10 protein-coding genes are annotated in these 18828 nt (G+C 43.0%); 7 read left to right on the top strand and 3 right to left on the bottom strand.

Annotation, left to right across the window (positions count from 1 at the left end; genetic code table 11):
* The first annotated feature begins 130 nt into the window (after positions 1-130).
* From AC1RM2_RS00790 to AC1RM2_RS00775, 4 genes are all read left to right on the top strand, one after another.
* Positions 131-2557: a glycoside hydrolase family 2 TIM barrel-domain containing protein gene (locus AC1RM2_RS00790; RefSeq protein ID WP_492982427.1), complete on the top strand. Its 2427-nt coding sequence runs from the start codon at positions 131-133 to the stop codon at positions 2555-2557.
* Positions 2558-2604: 47 nt separating this feature from the next.
* On the top strand, positions 2605-4431 hold the full coding sequence (locus tag AC1RM2_RS00785) for a glycoside hydrolase family 35 protein (protein WP_492982425.1): 1827 nt from the start codon (positions 2605-2607) through the stop codon (positions 4429-4431).
* A gap of 8 nt (positions 4432-4439) precedes the next feature.
* A complete protein-coding gene (locus AC1RM2_RS00780) occupies positions 4440-7775 on the top strand; it encodes a VCBS repeat-containing protein (RefSeq protein WP_492982423.1) in 3336 nt (1111 codons plus the stop codon).
* Positions 7776-8100: 325 nt separating this feature from the next.
* Positions 8101-11364, top strand: coding sequence for a glycosyl hydrolase (locus tag AC1RM2_RS00775; protein WP_492982421.1), 3264 nt, complete (start codon positions 8101-8103; stop codon positions 11362-11364).
* Between the two features lie 194 nt (positions 11365-11558).
* Here AC1RM2_RS00775 and AC1RM2_RS00770 read toward each other — a convergent pair whose 3' ends face one another.
* Positions 11559-12185 (bottom strand): response regulator, encoded by a 627-nt coding sequence (locus AC1RM2_RS00770; RefSeq protein ID WP_492982419.1) that lies wholly within the window; start codon positions 12183-12185, stop codon positions 11559-11561.
* Positions 12186-12255: 70 nt separating this feature from the next.
* Positions 12256-15108 (bottom strand): sensor histidine kinase, encoded by a 2853-nt coding sequence (locus tag AC1RM2_RS00765; RefSeq protein WP_492982417.1) that lies wholly within the window; start codon positions 15106-15108, stop codon positions 12256-12258.
* 197 nt (positions 15109-15305) lie between these two features.
* On the opposite strand from AC1RM2_RS00765, the gene AC1RM2_RS00760 reads away from it, so the two are divergent.
* Positions 15306-15986, top strand: coding sequence for a response regulator transcription factor (locus tag AC1RM2_RS00760; RefSeq protein WP_492982415.1), 681 nt, complete (start codon positions 15306-15308; stop codon positions 15984-15986).
* A gap of 218 nt (positions 15987-16204) precedes the next feature.
* On the opposite strand, the gene AC1RM2_RS00755 is transcribed toward AC1RM2_RS00760, so the two are convergent.
* The gene (locus AC1RM2_RS00755; protein ID WP_492982413.1) at positions 16205-16606 is read right to left on the bottom strand and encodes an RNA recognition motif domain-containing protein; all 402 of its coding nucleotides are present in this window, start codon (positions 16604-16606) and stop codon (positions 16205-16207) included.
* A gap of 348 nt (positions 16607-16954) precedes the next feature.
* Here AC1RM2_RS00755 and AC1RM2_RS00750 point away from each other — a divergent pair, with 348 nt between their 5' ends.
* On the top strand, positions 16955-18037 hold the full coding sequence (locus AC1RM2_RS00750; RefSeq protein WP_492982411.1) for a sensor histidine kinase: 1083 nt from the start codon (positions 16955-16957) through the stop codon (positions 18035-18037).
* Entirely contained in the window at positions 18034-18738 is a 705-nt protein-coding gene (locus tag AC1RM2_RS00745; RefSeq protein WP_492982409.1) for a LytR/AlgR family response regulator transcription factor, read from the top strand. Before AC1RM2_RS00750 ends, AC1RM2_RS00745 begins: the two co-directional genes overlap by 4 nt.
* Positions 18739-18828: the final 90 nt, after the last annotated feature.

Raw genomic sequence — 18828 nt, 5'->3', positions numbered from 1 at the left:
GTCTTGAGTAGGGCGTTCTGAATTTTGAGTAATGAGTATTTGGTCTTAAGCCGCAAATTCGATTGATTATTTTTCGACTCGATACTCATAGCTCAATACTTTAAACAAAAAATAATACGGTTACTAAAACATGAATATTAAAAACTACAGCTGCTTTTTTTTGCTGGTAACGCTTACAACAACTTTGTTTGCGCAGGATAAATCCAAGCCGGTATTGTTTAACTCGGGCTGGGGTTTTCATAAGGGCGATATTACCAATGGCGATAAAGGCGGCGCAGCCGGTGTTTTATGGAAAACCGTTGATTTGCCGCACGATTGGAGTATTGAGGGGCCCTTTAGTGAGGACTGGGCCAGCGCCACGGGCTATTTACCCGGCGGCATAGGCTGGTATAAAAAGACATTTAACGCCGAAGCCGGATGGCAAGGCAAACAGGTTTACATTTACTTTGATGGCGTTTACAAAAACAGCGAAGTTTGGATAAACGGCCATTACCTGGGCAAGCGCCCCAACGGATTTATTCCGTTTCAGTATGAACTTTCAAAATACCTTAGCTATAAGGGTAAAAATATAATAACGGTAAAGGCAGATCATAGTGAATTTGCCGATTCAAGATGGTATACCGGCTCGGGCATCTACCGCAACGTTTACCTGGTGGTTAAAAATCCGGTCCATGTCGATCTGTGGGATGTAGCTTTTACTACACCAAGAGTATCGGCAGCTAAAGCGGACATCAACGTAAAGGTCAACATCAGCAACAGTACAGCAACCCAGGCAGCTATCGGCATTAAAATAAACCTGGTTGATAATACCGGTAAAATTGCCGCCGCTATACAAAAGCAGGTTAAAGTAAAACCTGGCAAACACGAAACAAGTTTTGATGCCGAAATATCGTCTCCCCGTTTATGGGATGTTGAACACCCGGAACTATACCAGTTACAGGTACAGCTAAGCCGCAACGGCAAACAAATTGATGCTGTAAACCAGGCGGTAGGCATCCGCAGCATTCGTTTTGATAAGGATAATGGTTTCTTTTTAAATGATAAAAGCACCAAACTGAAAGGCGTATGCATCCATGACGACGCCGGTGCGTTGGGTGTAGCTGTTCCGCGGGAGGTATGGATCCGCCGTTTAAAAATATTAAAGGACGCCGGGGTTAATTCACTGCGCCTGAGCCATAACCCACACGCCGATTATTTATACGACCTGTGCGATAAAATGGGCTTTTTGGTAATTGATGAAGCCTTTGACGAGTGGGAACTGGGCAAAAATAAATGGGTTAAAGGATGGAACGTAGGTACCCCCTCCAAGGATGGCTACCATGAATATTTTAAAGAATGGGCCACGCGGGATCTGTCAGATATGGTGTTACGTGCACGCAACCATCCATCCATCATTATGTGGAGCATTGGTAACGAAATTGATTACCCTAATGATCCATACACACACGAAGTTTTAAACACAGGTAAAAACCCGCAGATTTATGGCAAAGGCTACCTTCCGGAGCATCCTGCTGCAAGCGGTTTAACCGTAATTGCAAAACAACTGGTTAAGGCAGTTAAAGCAATTGATACTACCCGGCCGGTTACCGCGGCGCTTGCAGGGGTAGTAATGTCGAATGAAGTAGGCTACCCGGAAGAACTTGATGTTGTTGGTTATAATTACCAGGAGTACCGTTATGCCGATGACCACAAAAAATATCCAAATCGCATTATTTATGGCAGCGAAAACGGCATGCAGCGCCAGGCCTGGACCGCGGTTGATAGTAATGAATACATATCGGCCCAATACCTTTGGACGGGGATTGACTACCTGGGCGAGGCCGGTAAATGGCCGCAGCGCAGCAACGGGGCGGGACTTATTAACCTGGCCGGCTTTAAAAAGCCCGAATACTTTTACAGGCAAAGCCTTTGGGCCGATAAGCCGATGGTTTTTATTGGTGCCAAGCCAATTACACAACAGGAAGATAAAGGTATCTGGAGCCATAAAGCCATTGAACCTGTATGGAACTGGCCGGCCGGCAGTAAAATAAGGGTTGACTGCTTTACCAACTGCCAGGAAACGGAGTTGTTTTTAAATGGTAAATCGCTCGGTAAACTTTCGCGGGCTGATGCTAAAGGCCAAATACCATCCTGGGCGGTTAATTATGAACCGGGCGAACTACTGGTAAAAGGTTACAATAACGGAATTGAAGCAGCCAGCTATACATTAAAAACAGCAGGCGAGGCTTCCGGTATCCAGGCAATTGCCGATGGTACATCATTTAACACCAAATCAAAAGGATTAAGCCAGGTAGAGATACAGGTGACCGACAAAAACGGCGTTCCTGTTACAAACGCTGATAATGAAATTGAGGTAACCATAACAGGTCCGGCTAAATTGCTGGGATTGGAGAGCGGAAGCACCACCAGTCATGAAAACTACCAGTCAAATACTCGCAAGGTTTTAAAAGGCCGCCTGTTGGCCTATATACAAACAACCGGTAAACCGGGCAAAGTCATTGTACAGTTTAGCGCTGCCGGACTTAAGTCAACATCAATCATTTTAACCGTAAAATAGCTTCTATCATCAACACTAATAAACAATTGCCTGCATTTTTTAAATTTATGAAACTTTTTAAACTATTAATTCTACCCGTTATTTTACTCTGCGGCATCAGTGCAAATGCGCAAACTGCCAAACACACATTTGCATTAACCGACAGTACATTTTTGCTTGATGGTAAACCATTACAAATTATATCCGGCGAAATGCATTACCCCCGCGTTCCGCGTGAGGCCTGGCGTCAGCGTATGAAAATGGCAAAGGCAATGGGTTTAAACACCATAGGTACTTACGTTTTCTGGAATGTTCATGAACCGCAAAAAGGGCATTTTGATTTTACCGGTAATAATGATGTAGCCGCATTTGTAAAAATGGCGAAGGAAGAAGGCCTGTGGGTTATTTTGCGCCCAAGCCCATACGTTTGCGCCGAATGGGAATTTGGCGGATATCCTTACTGGCTCGAGAAAGAAAAAGGACTGGTAGTGCGCAGCAAAGAGGCTACGTATTTAAAAGAATATGAGCAATATATTAAAGAAGTGGGTAAACAGCTTGCCCCCTTACAGGTAAACCATGGCGGCAACGTTTTAATGGTGCAAATTGAAAATGAATACGGATCATACTCCAACGATAAAGATTACCTGGAATTAAACCGTAAAATGTTTATCGACGCAGGTTTTGATGGCCAGCTATATACATGCGACCCCGAAGCGGCTATTAAAGACGGGCATCTGCCCGGGTTATTACCCGCTATTAATGGTGTTGATGACGTTGCAAAAGTAAAAAGGCTGATTAAAGAAAACCACGATGGCAAAGGACCTTTCTTTATTGCCGAATGGTACCCGGCCTGGTTTGACTGGTGGGGAACAAAGCACCATACGGTTCCTGCAGAACAATACCTGGGTAAATTAGATGCCGTATTAAGTGCGGGGCTTTCTATCAACATGTATATGTTTCATGGCGGTACAACCCGTGGCTTCATGAACGGTGCCAACTACAACGACAAAGAACCCTATGAGCCACAGATAAGCAGCTATGATTATGATGCCCCGTTAAATGAGGCAGGCAATGCTACCGATAAATATAATAAGTTTAGGGAAGTGATAAAAAAACACCTCCCCACTGGCCAACCCCTGCCCGATGTACCGGCTGCCAAACCGGCTATGAACCTGCCTGCTGTTAAGTTCACGCAAACAACAGGTTTGTTTGATATACTGCCAACTGCAAAACTCAACAAAACACCTTTAACTTTTGAAGACCTTAACCAGGCCTATGGTTTTGTTTTGTACCGTACCACCATCAATGGCGGCAAAAAAGGCGTTATTAAAGTAAACGGCCTGCGCGATTACGGGATTGTATTTGTAAACGGCAAGCGCGTAGGCATCATGGACAGAAGGCTGAAACAGGATAGCTTGTTAGCCGATTTACCAAAGGGAAAAGTACAGCTGGATATCCTGGTGGAAAACCTGGGCCGTATCAACTTTGGCCCTTATTTGCTGAAGAATACCAAGGGCATAACCGAAAATGTAACCTTTGCCGGTGCCGAAATAACCAACTGGAAAATGTTCGGTTTACCGTTTGATGATATCAGCAAAATAAAGCCCAAAGCAGGCAAGTTAAAGGCAAATGAGCCGATACTTAAAGCCGGTACGTTTAAGCTGGCCGAAGTTGCCGATACCTACCTGGATATGAGCAAATGGGGCAAAGGCGTGGTTTGGGTAAACGGGCATAACTTAGGCCGTTACTGGAACAATGGACCGCAACAAACATTATATTTACCAGCCGAGTGGTTGAGGAAAAATAACAATAATATTGTAGTTTTAGAGCTGATTAAACCGTCGGTAAATGTGATAAACGGTTTGGATAAACCAATTCTTGATCAGCTTCAGTAACTCATAAAATGTCAAAAGTATCAGGTAAGCAAAGCAAACAATACCGGGGATGTTTCCTGGTATTGTTTGCTTTTATTGTTTTTACAGGTTGTAAATCGTCATCAACCAATAATATGCAGGGCGATACGCTCTTCCGTTTACTAAAACCCGAAGAAACTCATGTCGATTTCAGCAATACTTTAACCGAGGGCTTAAATACCAACGTGTTAATGTATGAGTATTTTTATAACGGCGGTGGGGTTGCCGTTGGCGATCTGAATGGCGATGGCTTACAAGACCTATACTTTACCGGCAACATGACTGATAATAAATTGTATTTGAACAAAGGTCATTTACAGTTTACCGATGTTACCGCCGCTGCAGGTGTGGCAGGGCGCCCAGGCCCCTGGAAAACGGGTGTAAGTTTGGTTGATATTAATGGTGATGGTAAAATTGATATTTACGTTTGCTATTCGGGGAAATTAAGTGCCGAGAAAAGGGTTAACGAGCTGTTTATAAACCAGGGAAATGATAGCAACGGCACACCGGTATTTAAAGAAATGGCGGCAGATTATGGCCTCAATTTCCCTTCCTTTAGTACGCAGGCCTATTTTTTTGATTATGACAGGGACGGCGACCTGGATATGTTGCTGGTAAACCACAATCCCAAGCGCCAAAATAGCCTCGACGAAATAACCGTAAGCAGCCTGATGAGTAAAACCGACCCGGAATCAGGCATAAGGTTATTTAACAACAATAATGGTCATTTTCAGGATATAACCAAAGCTGCCGGCATTGTAAATACCTCGTTATCGTACGGATTGGGCGCGGGTATTGCCGATATTAATGGCGATGGTTACCCGGATATTTACATCTCCAATGATTACAGTGTGCCCGATAGATTATACATTAATGATAAAAAAGGGCACTTTACCGATGAACTTCCTAAACAGATGGGGCATACCTCGTTTTCATCGATGGGGAACGACGTAGCCGATATTAACAACGACCTTGTGCCCGATATTTATACACTGGATATGTTACCAGAAGATAACAAAAGGCAAAAAATGTTATTCGCGTCGGACAATTACGAAGCATTTAACCTTAACCTTAAAGTGGGGTTTTACTATCAGTACATGCGTAATATGCTGCATGTAAACAATGGCAATAACACATTCAGCGAAATTGGGCAGCTATCCGGAATATCAAATACCGATTGGAGCTGGGCTCCCTTATTTGCAGATTATGATAATGATGGCTGGAAAGATCTTTTTGTAAGCAACGGTTATACCCGCGATTACACCAACATGGACTTTTTGAAATACGCCGGCGATAAGTTACGCGACAGGCGTGTTATGCGGCAGGATCTTTTCGACCTGGTTAACCAAATACCATCGTCAGAGGTAAAGAGTTACTTCTTCAGGAATAATGCCGATCTTACTTTTACCAATACAAGCGCACAATGGGGTATAACCCAACCATCAAACAGCAATGGTGCAGCCTACGCCGACCTGGATAACGACGGCGACCTTGACCTGGTGATCAACAACGTGAATAAGCCGGCATTCATTTATGAAAACCAATCGGTACAGCAAAACAAAAGCCATTACCTGTCGGTAAAGCTAAAAGGTGCAAATAAAAACACCCAGGGTATTGGCGCAAAAGTTATTATTTATACAGCCGGTAAAAAGCAATATCTTGAACAAATGCCTACCAGGGGCTATGAATCTACCGTATCGGCGGTATTGCATTTTGGTTTAGGTAGCGCTAAGGAACTGGATTCCCTGCGTATTATATGGCAGAGCGGTAAGGCGCAGGTAGTTAAAAACATCAAATCCAACCAAATTATTACACTATCCGAAAAAGACGCCACAGCGCCTTATATCGGCCAAAGTATAATAAAGCCTTTATTTACCGAAGTGTCATCCCCGGTTAAGTATCATAGCACCATGAGCCTGGTTAATGATTTTAAACGGCAGCCGCTGTTGGTTAATCCGCTATCTTACAACGGTCCATGCATGGCCAAGGCCGATGTAAATCACGATGGGCTGGAGGATGTTTACGTAGGCGGCGACAACGATAGCCCCGGTGCTTTATATCTTCAGCAAAAAAACGGTGGGTTCACGGTAAAAAAAGAAACTGCTTTTGAATCCCGTAAAACCAGTACCGATGCCGCCGCAGTTTTTTTTGATGCCAATAACGATGGCAAGCCCGATTTATATGTATGCGCCGGTGGATACCACAATTATATGCCGGATGATGCTGCTTTACAGGACAGGTTATATATAAATGACGGTTCGGGGAATTTTACGGAATCAACTAATGCCCTGCCTAAAATGACGGGCAGCAAAAGCTGTGTTAAAGTGGCCGATATTAATGGCGATGGCTACCCCGATTTGTTTGTTGGCGGCAGGGTAATACCAGGCAGGTACCCCGAAGCGCCTGAAAGTTATGTGCTGCTAAATGATGGCAAGGGTCACTTTACAGATGCGACAGCCAAATTAAATCCTGCTTTGAAAAGGATAGGCATGGTTACCGATGCAGCGTGGGTAGATATGAATGGTGATAACAAGCCCGACCTGGTGGTAGTTGGCGAATGGATGCCAATAACCGTTTTTGAAAACAACAACGGCAAACTCACCGATGCCACCGCTAAGTATTTTGACAAAAAATACACAGGCTGGTGGAACTGTTTAACCGTGAGCGACGTTAACCATGACGGCCACCCTGATCTTATTGCCGGTAACATGGGCCTCAATACACAATGCAAAGCAACCGACAAGGAGCCGGCCGAAATGTATTACAAAGATTTTGACGATAACGGATCAATTGACCCGATACTATGTTTTTACATCCAGCATAAAAGTTACCCTTATGTTAGCCGCGATGAAATGCTTGACCAGATAAGCATGATGCGTGGCCGGTTCCCTGACTATAATAGTTATGCTGATGCAACTATCGACAAGATTTTTACCCCCGAAGAAATGAAAGGAGCAGGGCACCTGTCGGCAAATTGCCTGTCAACCATGTGCTTTGTAAGTAACAACCAGGGTAAACTACACCCAATAGCCTTGCCCTTGCAGGCACAGTATGCGCCTGTGTTTACTATAACAACGTTGGACTATGACAAAGATGGGCAGGTTGATCTTTTACTATGTGGAAACATTAACCATGCAAGGGTAAAGTTTGGCAAGTACGACGCCAATTATGGAGTATTACTTAAAGGAAATGGCAACGGAACATTTAACTATTTGCCCCAGCAAAAATCCGGGTTTAAATTACCCGGCGATGTAAGGGCGGTTTTAAAAGTAAATGATTTGTATTTATTTGGAATTAACGGCGTGGGCGTAAAAGCTTACCGGTAATAGTTGTCGATTTATTCCTGACACCGTTATATATACAGACGAATCCCGGATGCTACTTGCGCCCGGGATTTGCTTGTTTAAAGGCGTAGCAGTTTAGCCTTCGGCGCTAATCGACCCAATTTGCTCCGGCAGACTCAAAAAAATATCATTTAAGAAAACGAATAGGCGAAGTAGACAGTGGAGGTTGCCGGTTTTATTTTAATGATTTAAAATAGCTGAATTATAAACCGAAGATATTTCAACCTAAAACAGAATGCCGGTTAACGGTGCATTTGCAAAAATTCAAATATTCTTATTTAGCTAATAAATCACTTATTCGCATTACATGCAGTATATCTATAAAAACGTTTTTAGGTTATTTTTAACCCTCGCTGTTTTGTTTGTTACCAATTTGCCCGGTATTGCCCAGGTAAAACAGCAACAAAAAAAATATTCGCAAAAACTACTTTCCGGCTTTAAAATGCCGCCCGATTCTATCCAAACCAGTATATACTGGTATTGGATGTCGGATAATATCTCGAAACAAGGGGTTATTAAAGACCTCGAATCAATGAAGCGGGTAGGCATCAACCGGGCCTTCATTGGCAATATCGGTATCAGCGAAACTCCATACGGCAAAGTGAAATTATTCTCGGCCGAATGGTGGGATATCATGCATACCGCGTTAAAAACCGCCACAAAACTTGGCATTGATATCGGGATTTTTAATGGTCCCGGATGGAGCCAGTCTGGCGGTCCCTGGGTTAAGCCGGAGCAGGCCATGCGCTATCTTACATCATCGGTAAAACAGGTAAAAGGTCCCTTAGTTTTTAATGAGAAATTGACCAAACCTGCCGATCAGTTCCAGGATGTTAAGCTGTTAGCCTATCCTGTACCCCTGGATAATGATTTAACAATTGGTGATTTAAAGCCTTTAATCAGTGCCCAGCCATCGGTGGGTAATATTACCAATATCATGGATGGCAATGAAAATACTGTTCTGGAACTTCCCGCCAATAAAACATTTACTGTTGATATAAAAGCAGGTACTTCATTTACCGCGCGGGGCCTAACTATTTACCCGGCCAAAACTGCCATGCGTTTTGAAGGCGACATCCAGGCAGATATCAATGGCAATTACCAAACCATCAAACATTTTGTGGTTGACAGAAGCAATAGCGAACTTAACGTGGGCTTCAGCCCGTACGGGGCGGCGGGCGTATCAATACCAGCCACTACCGCCAAAAACTTCAGGATAGTTTTTAACAACGAAAGCCAGCATAGTGCAATTGCCGAATTGAAATTATCGGCATCGCCTGTTGTTGAAAATTATATCGAGAAAACGCTGGCTAAAATGTTCCAGACACCTTTCCCGTATTGGAAAGAGTATCAATGGCCCGTGCAGCCGGCCGTTGATGATGCACGCTACGTGATAGACCCGCAAAAAGTGATTGACATTTCAAAATATCTTGCTACCGATGGTACTTTAAAATGGAACGTTCCGGCAGGTAACTGGGTAATTATGCGTAGCGGGATGACACCTACCCAGGTAACTAATGGTCCCGCATCACCTGAAGGCCGGGGTTTTGAAACCGACAAAATGAGCAAAAAACACATTGCCGAACATTTTAATGCCTTTTTGGGCGAGATATTGCGCCGCATAACGGCAGCCGATCGTAAGAGTTTTAAAGTAACCGTTGAAGATAGCTATGAAACCGGCGGCCAAAACTGGACGGACGGCTTAACAGATAAATTTAAATCATCGTTTGGGTACGATCCAACTCCCTACATCCCTGTAATGAGCGGTAACGTGGTGGGCAGCCAGGATATGTCTGACAGGTTTTTATGGGATATGCGTCGGTTTATTGCCGACGAGGTTGCCTATCAATATGTTGCAGGTTTAAGGGATATTAGCCACAAAAACGGCCTTACTACCTGGCTGGAAAATTATGGCCACTGGGGTTTCCCTGGCGAGTTTTTGCAGTATGGAGGCCAGTCGGACGAGGTGGGTGGTGAGTTTTGGAGCGAAGGCGACCTGGGGAATATCGAAAACAGGGCCGCATCGTCATGTGCACATATTTATGGAAAAAATAAAGTATCGGCCGAGTCATTTACCTGTGGCGGCGGCGCATATTCGCGCTACCCGGCTGTAATGAAACAGCGCGGCGACCGCTTTTTTACCGAAGGTATAAACAATACCTTACTCCATGTTTATATCGAGCAGCCCTATGAAGATAAGGTGCCGGGCGTTAATGCAGGTTTTTCAAACGAGTTTAACCGGTTAAATACCTGGTTTTACGATATGGATATGTTTACCCAATACCTTAAGCGCTGTGGCTATATGTTACGCCAGGGAAAGTATGTAGCTGATGTTGCTTACTTTATTGGCGAGGACGCGCCAAAAATGACAGGCATCCGCGATCCTGAACTGCCCAGGGGGTATTCATTTGATTACATTAATGCCGAGATATTAAATGAACGTGCAACTGTGGTAAATGGTAAGCTGGTATTGCCAGGTGGTATGGCCTACAAAATATTGGTGCTGCCTAAACTGGAAACCATGCGACCGCAGCTGCTCAAAAAAATAAAAGAATTAGTAGGGCAGGGGTTAATCATTTTAGGGCCTGCGCCAAAACGGTCGCCTGGTTTGCAAAACTATGGGCCGGCAGATGTTGAGGTAAAAAAAATAGCCGCCGAACTTTGGGGAGATATTGACGGGGCAAAAATAACAAAACATACCTATGGCCAAGGCTTGGTGATTAATGGACTGGATATGCAGCAGGCGCTTGACCTTGTAAATGTTATACCCGATTGTAAATTTGACAAAGCCGATGAAGCTTTGTTCATCCACCGCAAGCTGGACAATGGCGATTTATATTTTGTATCAAACCAAACCAATAAAGAAGTTGATTTAAATGCCACCTTCAGGGTTCATGGAAAACAGCCCGAGCTATGGGATGCGGTAACCGGAACCGCCCGCGATTTGCCTTCATTTAAGCAAACGGGTAGCGTTACGGAGATGCCACTTAAGCTATCGGCCAATCAAAGTGCCTTCATTGTTTTTCGTAAAGACAGTAAAGCAGGTAAAAAACCTAATGTTGATGTTAACTTTCCCGAAGGAAAAAATGTGGTTAAATTAAATACGCCGTGGATAGTGAAGTTTGACAGCAATAGATGGGGGCCTGCCAAACCTGTAGTTTTTGATAAACTTACTGACTGGACTGAACGGGCCGAAGATAGTATCAAATACTTTTCGGGACATGCCGCATATCATAACACATTTAAAGCGCTTAAACCTGTAAACGGTCAGCATGTAATACTTAACCTGGGCGCTGTTACAGCAATGGCCAAGGTGAAGATAAATGGGGTAGATGTAGGTGGTGTTTGGACAGCTCCCTATCAGTTGGATGTTACTAAAGCAATTAAACCGGGCGTAAATACAATTGACATAACAGTGGTAAACACCTGGGTTAACCGCCTGATTGGCGATAGCAAGCTGCAGGCCGATCAAAGAAAAACATGGACTGTGGTAAACCCTTATAACGAAAATAGCAGGTTGCAATCATCGGGGCTTACGGGCCCTGTAACGATAAGTACAGTAGTTTATTAATTTAAATTATTGCCTGGAAAAAAGCGCTTGATATTTAAAATCAAACCTTTAAAAAAGGCCTGATTTTATTAAAGTGATAAGGTTTAGGTTTATAAATAGCTATCGGGTTGGTTTACCAACATGGCCCTTTAGTTTCTTTATGATGCTAAATTAGTATTAAACCCCACGCCCTGCAATACTGAAAAAGGGGTATATTATATGGCGCGGAATTTGTTTATGGCCTCTACCTTGTTTTGTACCTGCAGTTTGGTGTATGTATTGCGTATGTGCTTTTTAACGGTACCTGTGCTAATATCAAGTTTGTCGGCTATTTCTTTGTATTGAAGACCACGGGCCAGGTGGTTAAGTACTTCTACCTCACGATCCGTGAGGTTTTCGGTAGCGACTGTCGGTTTTGGCGGGGCATCATTAAATGAAGCAATTACCTTACGCGATATATAGGCACTCATCGGCGATCCGCCCGCCGCTATTTCTGTAATAGCGTTCCTGATCTCGTTGGCCGATGACTCTTTTAGGATATAGCCAGTGGCGCCGCTTTTAAGCGATTCAAAAATGTGGGTATTGTCATCATTTATTGTACACATCATGAACTCGGCCTGAGGCATCACGGGTTTTGCCCGCCTTATGAATTCAATACCCGACATGCCCTCCAGGTTTATATCAACAATAAAGATATCCGGCTTAAGCTCGGGTATCTTTTTTAATACAATTTCGGCATTGGTGTATGATCCCATCAGGCTTACGCCGCTCATATCATGAATAATTTGTTCCAGGCCCCGCCGGTAATGTAAATTATCCTCTAACAAAATTATCTGGAGCATGATTGTGGTAAATGTAAAACGCTAATATCCTAAAATTATCCTTGTTTAAAATACCTATTATGGCCACCATTTATAGGGGTAGTTTAAGGCTGATGGAGGTGCCCTCGCCAGGTGCTGTGTCAATTTTCAAATCGGCATTCAATCTTTTTGCGCGTGCGTAAATGTTACGGATACCCATGGTTTCCTGCTTGCGCACATCGGGCACAAAGCCGCGGCCATCGTCCCGGATACTGATATGCAACAGGTTTTTGTAGAGGCTAATTGCCAGGAACGCGTTTTGGGCATCCGAGTGTTTAATAATGTTGTTTAAAGCTTCTTTCACCAGCAGGTATACCTGTCGTCGTTTTTCGCCGCTAATGGCAATCATGGTTTCACCAACCGAGATGCTTTCATGAAGGCGAATATCGCAGCAATCAAATATTTTAATGCTTTGCTTATGAATAAAATTTGCCAGGCTGCTTACTTCATCGTTTTCAATATCAAGGCTCCAGATAATTAACCTCACCTGGGTAGATATATCAGTTATCGCGTCATGGATAGCATCTATTTCCTTAAAAACCGGTTGGTTAGCTACTTTTCGGCTCAGCATTTCGGTTTGCAGCTTAATGCCCGATATACTTGCCCCCAAATCATCATGCACCTCGCTGCTGATGCGCTGGCGTTCACGTTGCAGGGCAAGTGCATTTTCATAATCCTTTTTCTGTAAACCGATGATAGACAGATAGTATTTTCGGATAAGCAAAAAGCTTATAAATATAGCTCCGGTAACGGCTATAGCTTGCAGCCATAGTTGTTGGTACCATAAAGGCATTACTGTAAATTGAAAAACAAGCGGGCGGCTTAATTGGTTAAAGCGGTCAATAGCTACTGCATCTAACTCGTATTGGCCGGGCGGCAGCAGGTCAAGCCGTTTTTCACCAGTTGGCGCGGCGGCCCAATTTTTATCAACATCTTTGAGCCTGAACCTGTATTGTATTTTACCCATGCTTTTGTAGGATAGGGCTACGCAATTAAACACAACCGGCTGGCCATAAGTGAAGCTGTTTTGTTTAGCCGGTATGCCATCATCAAGCAATATTGGCCTGGGCATATTGGTATTCCATAAATTTTGAGTAACAGCTATGCCCTGATCGGTGGCGATATAATAATCACTTCCGTCGCGGACTACATCCGCAACATTATCTGATGGCAGCCCGTTACTGGTATTTAACCGGCTTACCCGGTAAGTTTGGTAATTATTACTAAAGCCAATAATACTTACGCCATTGGCCGTGCAAGCCCATAGTGTATGGGCGTCCGTCCATACAAGTTTGCGGATGTTGCCCGATGAAATAACAGGTGCGTTAAACTGCTTAACGGCCTTACCTGCTAACAGAAACACCCCTTTATCTTCGGTGCCAATGGCGCATGCCTCTCCGTTAGATGCCAGGCACTTTACGGCATTTATTCCTTTTTCAGCCAATATCCGTACATATTTAAAATGGTTAGGACTAAGGGGTGGTACAATTTTATATAAACCATAGAGAGAACCTACAAGCAGGTTGTCTTTATGCCAGACTAATGATGTTAGCCGGATAGGGGGAAACATGTATCCGTATCGGCCTTGTAACGTTGCAATAGCTTGAGAGCTCAGGAAATAAATAGTATCACGCGGTTGTATAGTGCCTTTTATCGGGCCACCTGTGTAGAACTCCGGGCGCCACAATGACGGATTGTCATTTGACACATTTAACCCGAAAAGACCATTATCAGTACCTATCAATAGCTTTTTGCCCTTGATAGGAAGCAAGCTGGTTACCCTGTTAAAATCCGACCGGTTTTGCTGTAAATAAAGTGTGCCTATTGATGGATTTTGATTAGTCCCCAGTTTCATATAGCTCAACCCTGTTAAAATATGCCCCGCAAAAAGGTAACCACCGGCTATACCCAGCTTTAAGACACTTTCATTTTCCAGGCCGCTTTCCTTGTTTATGATTTTTACTTCGGGATCGGTACTTAAAAAGAAACCAGTGTCATAAGTGCCAAACCATAAATTATTTTCGCGGTCAATAAGTGTAGATGTGGTAATATGATTATTAAGATAGTTTTTCCGCTCGCCTGTAATGTAGTTGATAATATACGTGCCCTGTTTTACCGTTGTAACGGCAAACGTATTTTTGCCGGTGAGGTAAACCGATGTTACATTACCGGTAAAATTGATTTTATTAATGGGGATGATCCCGCTTTTTTGATATTGATAAACGTGTACCCAATCTTTAGTTATCAACAATAAATGATTTTGTAGTATGGCCAATCTATAAGGTTTGGTATTGGTCTTGGCTGTTGTGTCGTTTAAATGCGCAGCGCCAAGCTCATTTTTGAGTATGGTAAGGTTGTGTTCAGAAAGGGTAATCTCTTCTTCGCCGGCACCATAAATATAGCTCCCCGGCTGTTGGCCCTGATGCTTTGGGGATTTCAGTTCAGCGAAACTGTAAACTTTGGTGTTTAGCTCGTAATTTACGCAAAGCTCATTGTAACGGTTAAAAAACATGTTGGCAAATGGCTGCACCAAAACTTTCTGAGTTGACGTAAGTTTGTGTATAAGCCCGTTTTCGTAGTAACAAACCCTGTAGTTATTGCAGTAAAAAAAAATCCGGTGGTAATTATCTTCAGCTATCCGGAAAGCCTCGTTGCTTTCAAGCCCGTCGGCGGTTGTGAAATTTTTAAAGTGTTGTCCGTCAAACCGGCTTACACCCTTATCCGTAGCTATCCAAATAAAGCCTTTACTGTCTTGCATTAAATAGTTAACCTGCGAGCCAGGCAGCCCGTCACTTGCGCTATAATTTTTTAAGTAAACCACCTGGTATGGCGTACTGGCGTATGCGCCCGAAAATAAAAATTGAATTAATAGTAAAGTTTTTAGAAATGGACTTTTTAGAGGCATTTTTATTATTTGTGGCAACTTAACATTGCAGCCCTTTTTTGATAATTATTGAATTATATATGCGGCACGGCTTTGTACAGTTGTATCAATTTATAAATATAAAATAAATAGCTCGTAATCAATAACACTTCTTAATATTTAAGAAAAACCGTCTCTAAACATTCATTATATTGCCATCCCTTAATTATGATATTGCAATGGATAAATTGCCCGATTTGGAACTGAAAATTCAAGCCGAGATTGATAAAATACACGCTGTTGCCAACCTGCTGCCGGGTGTAACCATTATACACCGGATGCCCGATTTTAAATTGGAATACATGTGTCAAAATGGGTTAAACCAGCTGGGTATAACTTTAGCCGAATTTAGGAGCTATTCTACAGCCGAGTATACTGCAAAATATTTTAACTCAGAAGATGCAGACTCCTACGTGCCGAAGGTGAAAGATATGGTTGAAAGAAATACCGACGAGGATATCACCTTTTTTCAACAGGTAAAAATAAATGGTAACCCAGAATGGGTGTGGCATTTGAGTACCATGAAAATTTTAATGCGCGATGATGCAGGGCTCCCTTTACTGGTGATTAATATGGCTTTTAAGGTTGACCCTGTTCAGCATGTAACGGCCAAAGTGGAGCGAATGCTGGATGAAAATACTTTTCTGCGTAAAAACTTAAGCAAGTTCTCCAGCTTGTCCAAACGCGAGTGTGAAATTCTACGCTTGATGGTACTTGGGAAAAGTTCGCCCGAAATAGCCAACCAATTATTTATAGCAGTAGGTACGGTTGATACACATCGTAAAAACATCAAGCATAAACTACAGGCAAACACATCTTTTGAACTGTCGCAATACGCACGGGCGTTTGATTTGGTGTGAGGAGTTGGAGGGCTTACATATATGCAAATCCACTATCGATAGCTTCATAATTTGACTGCGACTTTTTGAGTTTTAAATCGAAAAGGACATAAAGCGATGGTATGGCTTAAAAGGTTTAAACAGCATAGCGCCAAACTATGCCGTTTAAAAGCAATAACACGGAGTTGAATCCCCGTGTCTTAAAATGAAGGTTTTACTAAAAAGTTCAGTCGGTATTTTTATGTCGCTCTTCTTGGTCGTTTGGCTTTTGGGGCGTCGCCCGCAACAGGTCTTTTATAATTATTGCTACTGTTGCCGTAGCTGCTGCCACTGCCACTGCGGTTATTAGTGCTGTTATATCCTCCAAAGTTTCTTTTGGGTGGTGGCGGCTTTACCGCGTTTTCCTCGTTTATCTTTACGTTCAGTGTTCTGTCGCCCATAGGGGTGCCATCTAAGGCAATCACGGCGTTTTCGGCACCTTCCCGGTCCTTCATTTCTAAAAAGGCATAGCCCTTACAAATCCTCGTTTTTTTATCCCGTACTATCTTAATCGTACTCACTTCCCCATGCAGGTTAATTATTTTAACCAGGTCAAGTTCTGTCATGTCCAAAGGGAATCCCCCGACAAATAATTTCACCATTAGCTTTAATGCTTTATTTAGATTTAAAGTTACTCAATAACCAACGAATATCGGTTTCGTTTTATATTAATAGCTAAAATTCTGAATATTTTTTTTGATGAGCGCTGCCTATCGAGGCTTATCATGTCCGAAATTATTGGTTAACAGTAGATTTACCAATATTTCGCCCCCAATATTCTTAAGTTAAAAATGTAAAAGCTTTATCGCCCATACCGTAAACTGGCCGGGAAACTAAAAGATTGACTTTAAATTCCCGTTCATCCCCAAACAACCGCGTCCATGTATTTCCGCTTTATATTACCAAATAGTTTTTGTTGGTTTGTTTTGTTAACCAACAGTTCATCAACATTGAGACAAAAAAAGGGGATATCGCTATACTGGTCTTGTCAGCTTATTGGCTGGTCGTTGGCTGGTTTGTTCTGGGGGGGGGCTGCCTGGCTGCAAATGTATGCCGGCGGCCATAGTGGGCAATATAGTTATACACTGGCGCTGGTTCATTTTGTATTTGATATTGGCATTGGCATCCTGATTACCCATGCTTATTATCGCTTTGCGCATAGGTTTAACTTCACCCATTTAAAAGTACAAAACATGGCTGTGCGCCTTATTCCCGCGGTGCTTTTAATGGGTGTATGTTACATGCTGCTGGTTACTGTTAAACTGTACGCAGCCCGCTATTATTTTACATTTGCTTATAGCGAGAGTTTTTGGACTTTTTTTAGTCAAAACTACCTGGTGCTGCTGGCCACGGGTATCAGGCTTATGGCTATTTGGGTGCTGGCTTTTCACCTGTACCATTATGCCCTGATGGAGATTGGCACCGCTACCGATAATGCCCGTTTACAGGTAGTTGCCCGCGATGCACAAATGCAGCAACTATCGGCACAGCTTAATCCGCATTTCTTTTTCAACTCCCTCAATAGTGTTAAAGCATTAACAAGTACCAACCCGGCCAAAGCCCGGCGAGCTATAGATTTATTGTCCGATTTGCTGCGCGCCACTTTGTACGGCGGCAATGCAAAGCTTATATCCTTACATGACGAGGTTAATTTAGTGATGGATTACCTAGAACTTGAAAAGATCCGTTTTGAAGAAAGATTGCAGTTTACCGTTGATATGGAAGAGGGGATAGAACACTGTTTGATACCGCCGCTAAGTATCCAAACTTTGGTTGAAAATGCTATTAAACATGGCATTGCACATCAGAAAGCCGGAGGTGAAATTAAAATAACCATCAAAAACACCGACGGGAAAATACGCATTGCCGTTTTAAACCCCGGCCGGCTCACTGCTGAAGGTAACCAGCATGGCCTTGGTTTAAAAAATCTAAAAGACCGTTTACTGTTACAATATCAAACCCAGGCCAGTTTTGTAATGGAGGAGGTATATGGCGATAAAGTTTTATCAACCCTTATTTTGCCGCTATCATGAAAAAGATAAAGGTAATTATTGTGGACGACGAACGGCTTGCCCGCGAAGAGGTAAGGACGGCGCTGGGCTATTATGGTGATGTTGAAATTGTTGCCGAGGCAGCAAATGCCGATGATGCAAAACTTTTAATAGAAAAGCATCAACCTCAATTGGTATTCCTTGACGTGCAAATGCCCGAAAAATCCGGGTTCGACTTGTTGGAAATGCTGGATAGTGTGCCCGAAATTATTTTTACTACTGCCTTTGACCAATATGCTGTAAAAGCGTTTGAGGCCGATGCCCTTGATTATTTGGTAAAACCTATGCGTGATGAGCGTTTTGCCAAAGCAATGGAAAAAGTGAGGGCTAAGCTAAACACAAACACAGATAACAGGCAGATTTTTATAAAGGACGGCAGCAAATGCTATTTTTTAAAAATAGATGAAATTCACCTGGTTGAATCGATGGATAATTACGCGGTATTATATTTTGGCGATAAAAAAACATTCCTGAAACGCTCACTAAACCAAATGGAAGAAAGGTTGGACGAAACCATTTTTTTCAGGGTAAACCGGGCGCAAATCATCAACCTGGCCTATATCGATCAAATCAGCCATCTGCCGGGCGGAAAACTGAACATCAGTTTAAAAACCGGGCAGGTAGTTGAAGTATCGGAAAGGCAATCCGTAAAGTTTAAAGGGAAGCTGAAGCTTAAAGCGTAAGGCAGAAAGCTAAAAGTATTAAGCAGAAGCAAAAGTGGAAAATAACAGCTTCGGGTAAAGTGCTAAAACGTTCCTTTCGATAAAAGAATA

This window comes from Mucilaginibacter sp. GW822-FHT03E02 (genome assembly GCF_058801545.1).
This window is presented reverse-complemented; position numbering and strand designations above follow the sequence as displayed.

What these genes read in the sequence shown, in the direction of transcription:
- AC1RM2_RS00755 (WP_492982413.1), bottom strand. Translation starts at nt 16,606, where the DNA reads ATGGTGAAATTATTTGTCGGGGGATTCCCTTTGGACATGACAGAACTT.
- AC1RM2_RS00770 (WP_492982419.1), bottom strand. Translation starts at nt 12,185, where the DNA reads ATGCTCCAGATAATTTTGTTAGAGGATAATTTACATTACCGGCGGGGC.
- AC1RM2_RS00790 (WP_492982427.1), top strand. Translation starts at nt 131, where the DNA reads ATGAATATTAAAAACTACAGCTGCTTTTTTTTGCTGGTAACGCTTACA.
- AC1RM2_RS00785 (WP_492982425.1), top strand. Translation starts at nt 2,605, where the DNA reads ATGAAACTTTTTAAACTATTAATTCTACCCGTTATTTTACTCTGCGGC.
- AC1RM2_RS00765 (WP_492982417.1), bottom strand. Translation starts at nt 15,108, where the DNA reads ATGCCTCTAAAAAGTCCATTTCTAAAAACTTTACTATTAATTCAATTT.
- AC1RM2_RS00760 (WP_492982415.1), top strand. Translation starts at nt 15,306, where the DNA reads ATGGATAAATTGCCCGATTTGGAACTGAAAATTCAAGCCGAGATTGAT.
- AC1RM2_RS00745 (WP_492982409.1), top strand. Translation starts at nt 18,034, where the DNA reads ATGAAAAAGATAAAGGTAATTATTGTGGACGACGAACGGCTTGCCCGC.
- AC1RM2_RS00780 (WP_492982423.1), top strand. Translation starts at nt 4,440, where the DNA reads ATGTCAAAAGTATCAGGTAAGCAAAGCAAACAATACCGGGGATGTTTC.
- AC1RM2_RS00775 (WP_492982421.1), top strand. Translation starts at nt 8,101, where the DNA reads ATGCAGTATATCTATAAAAACGTTTTTAGGTTATTTTTAACCCTCGCT.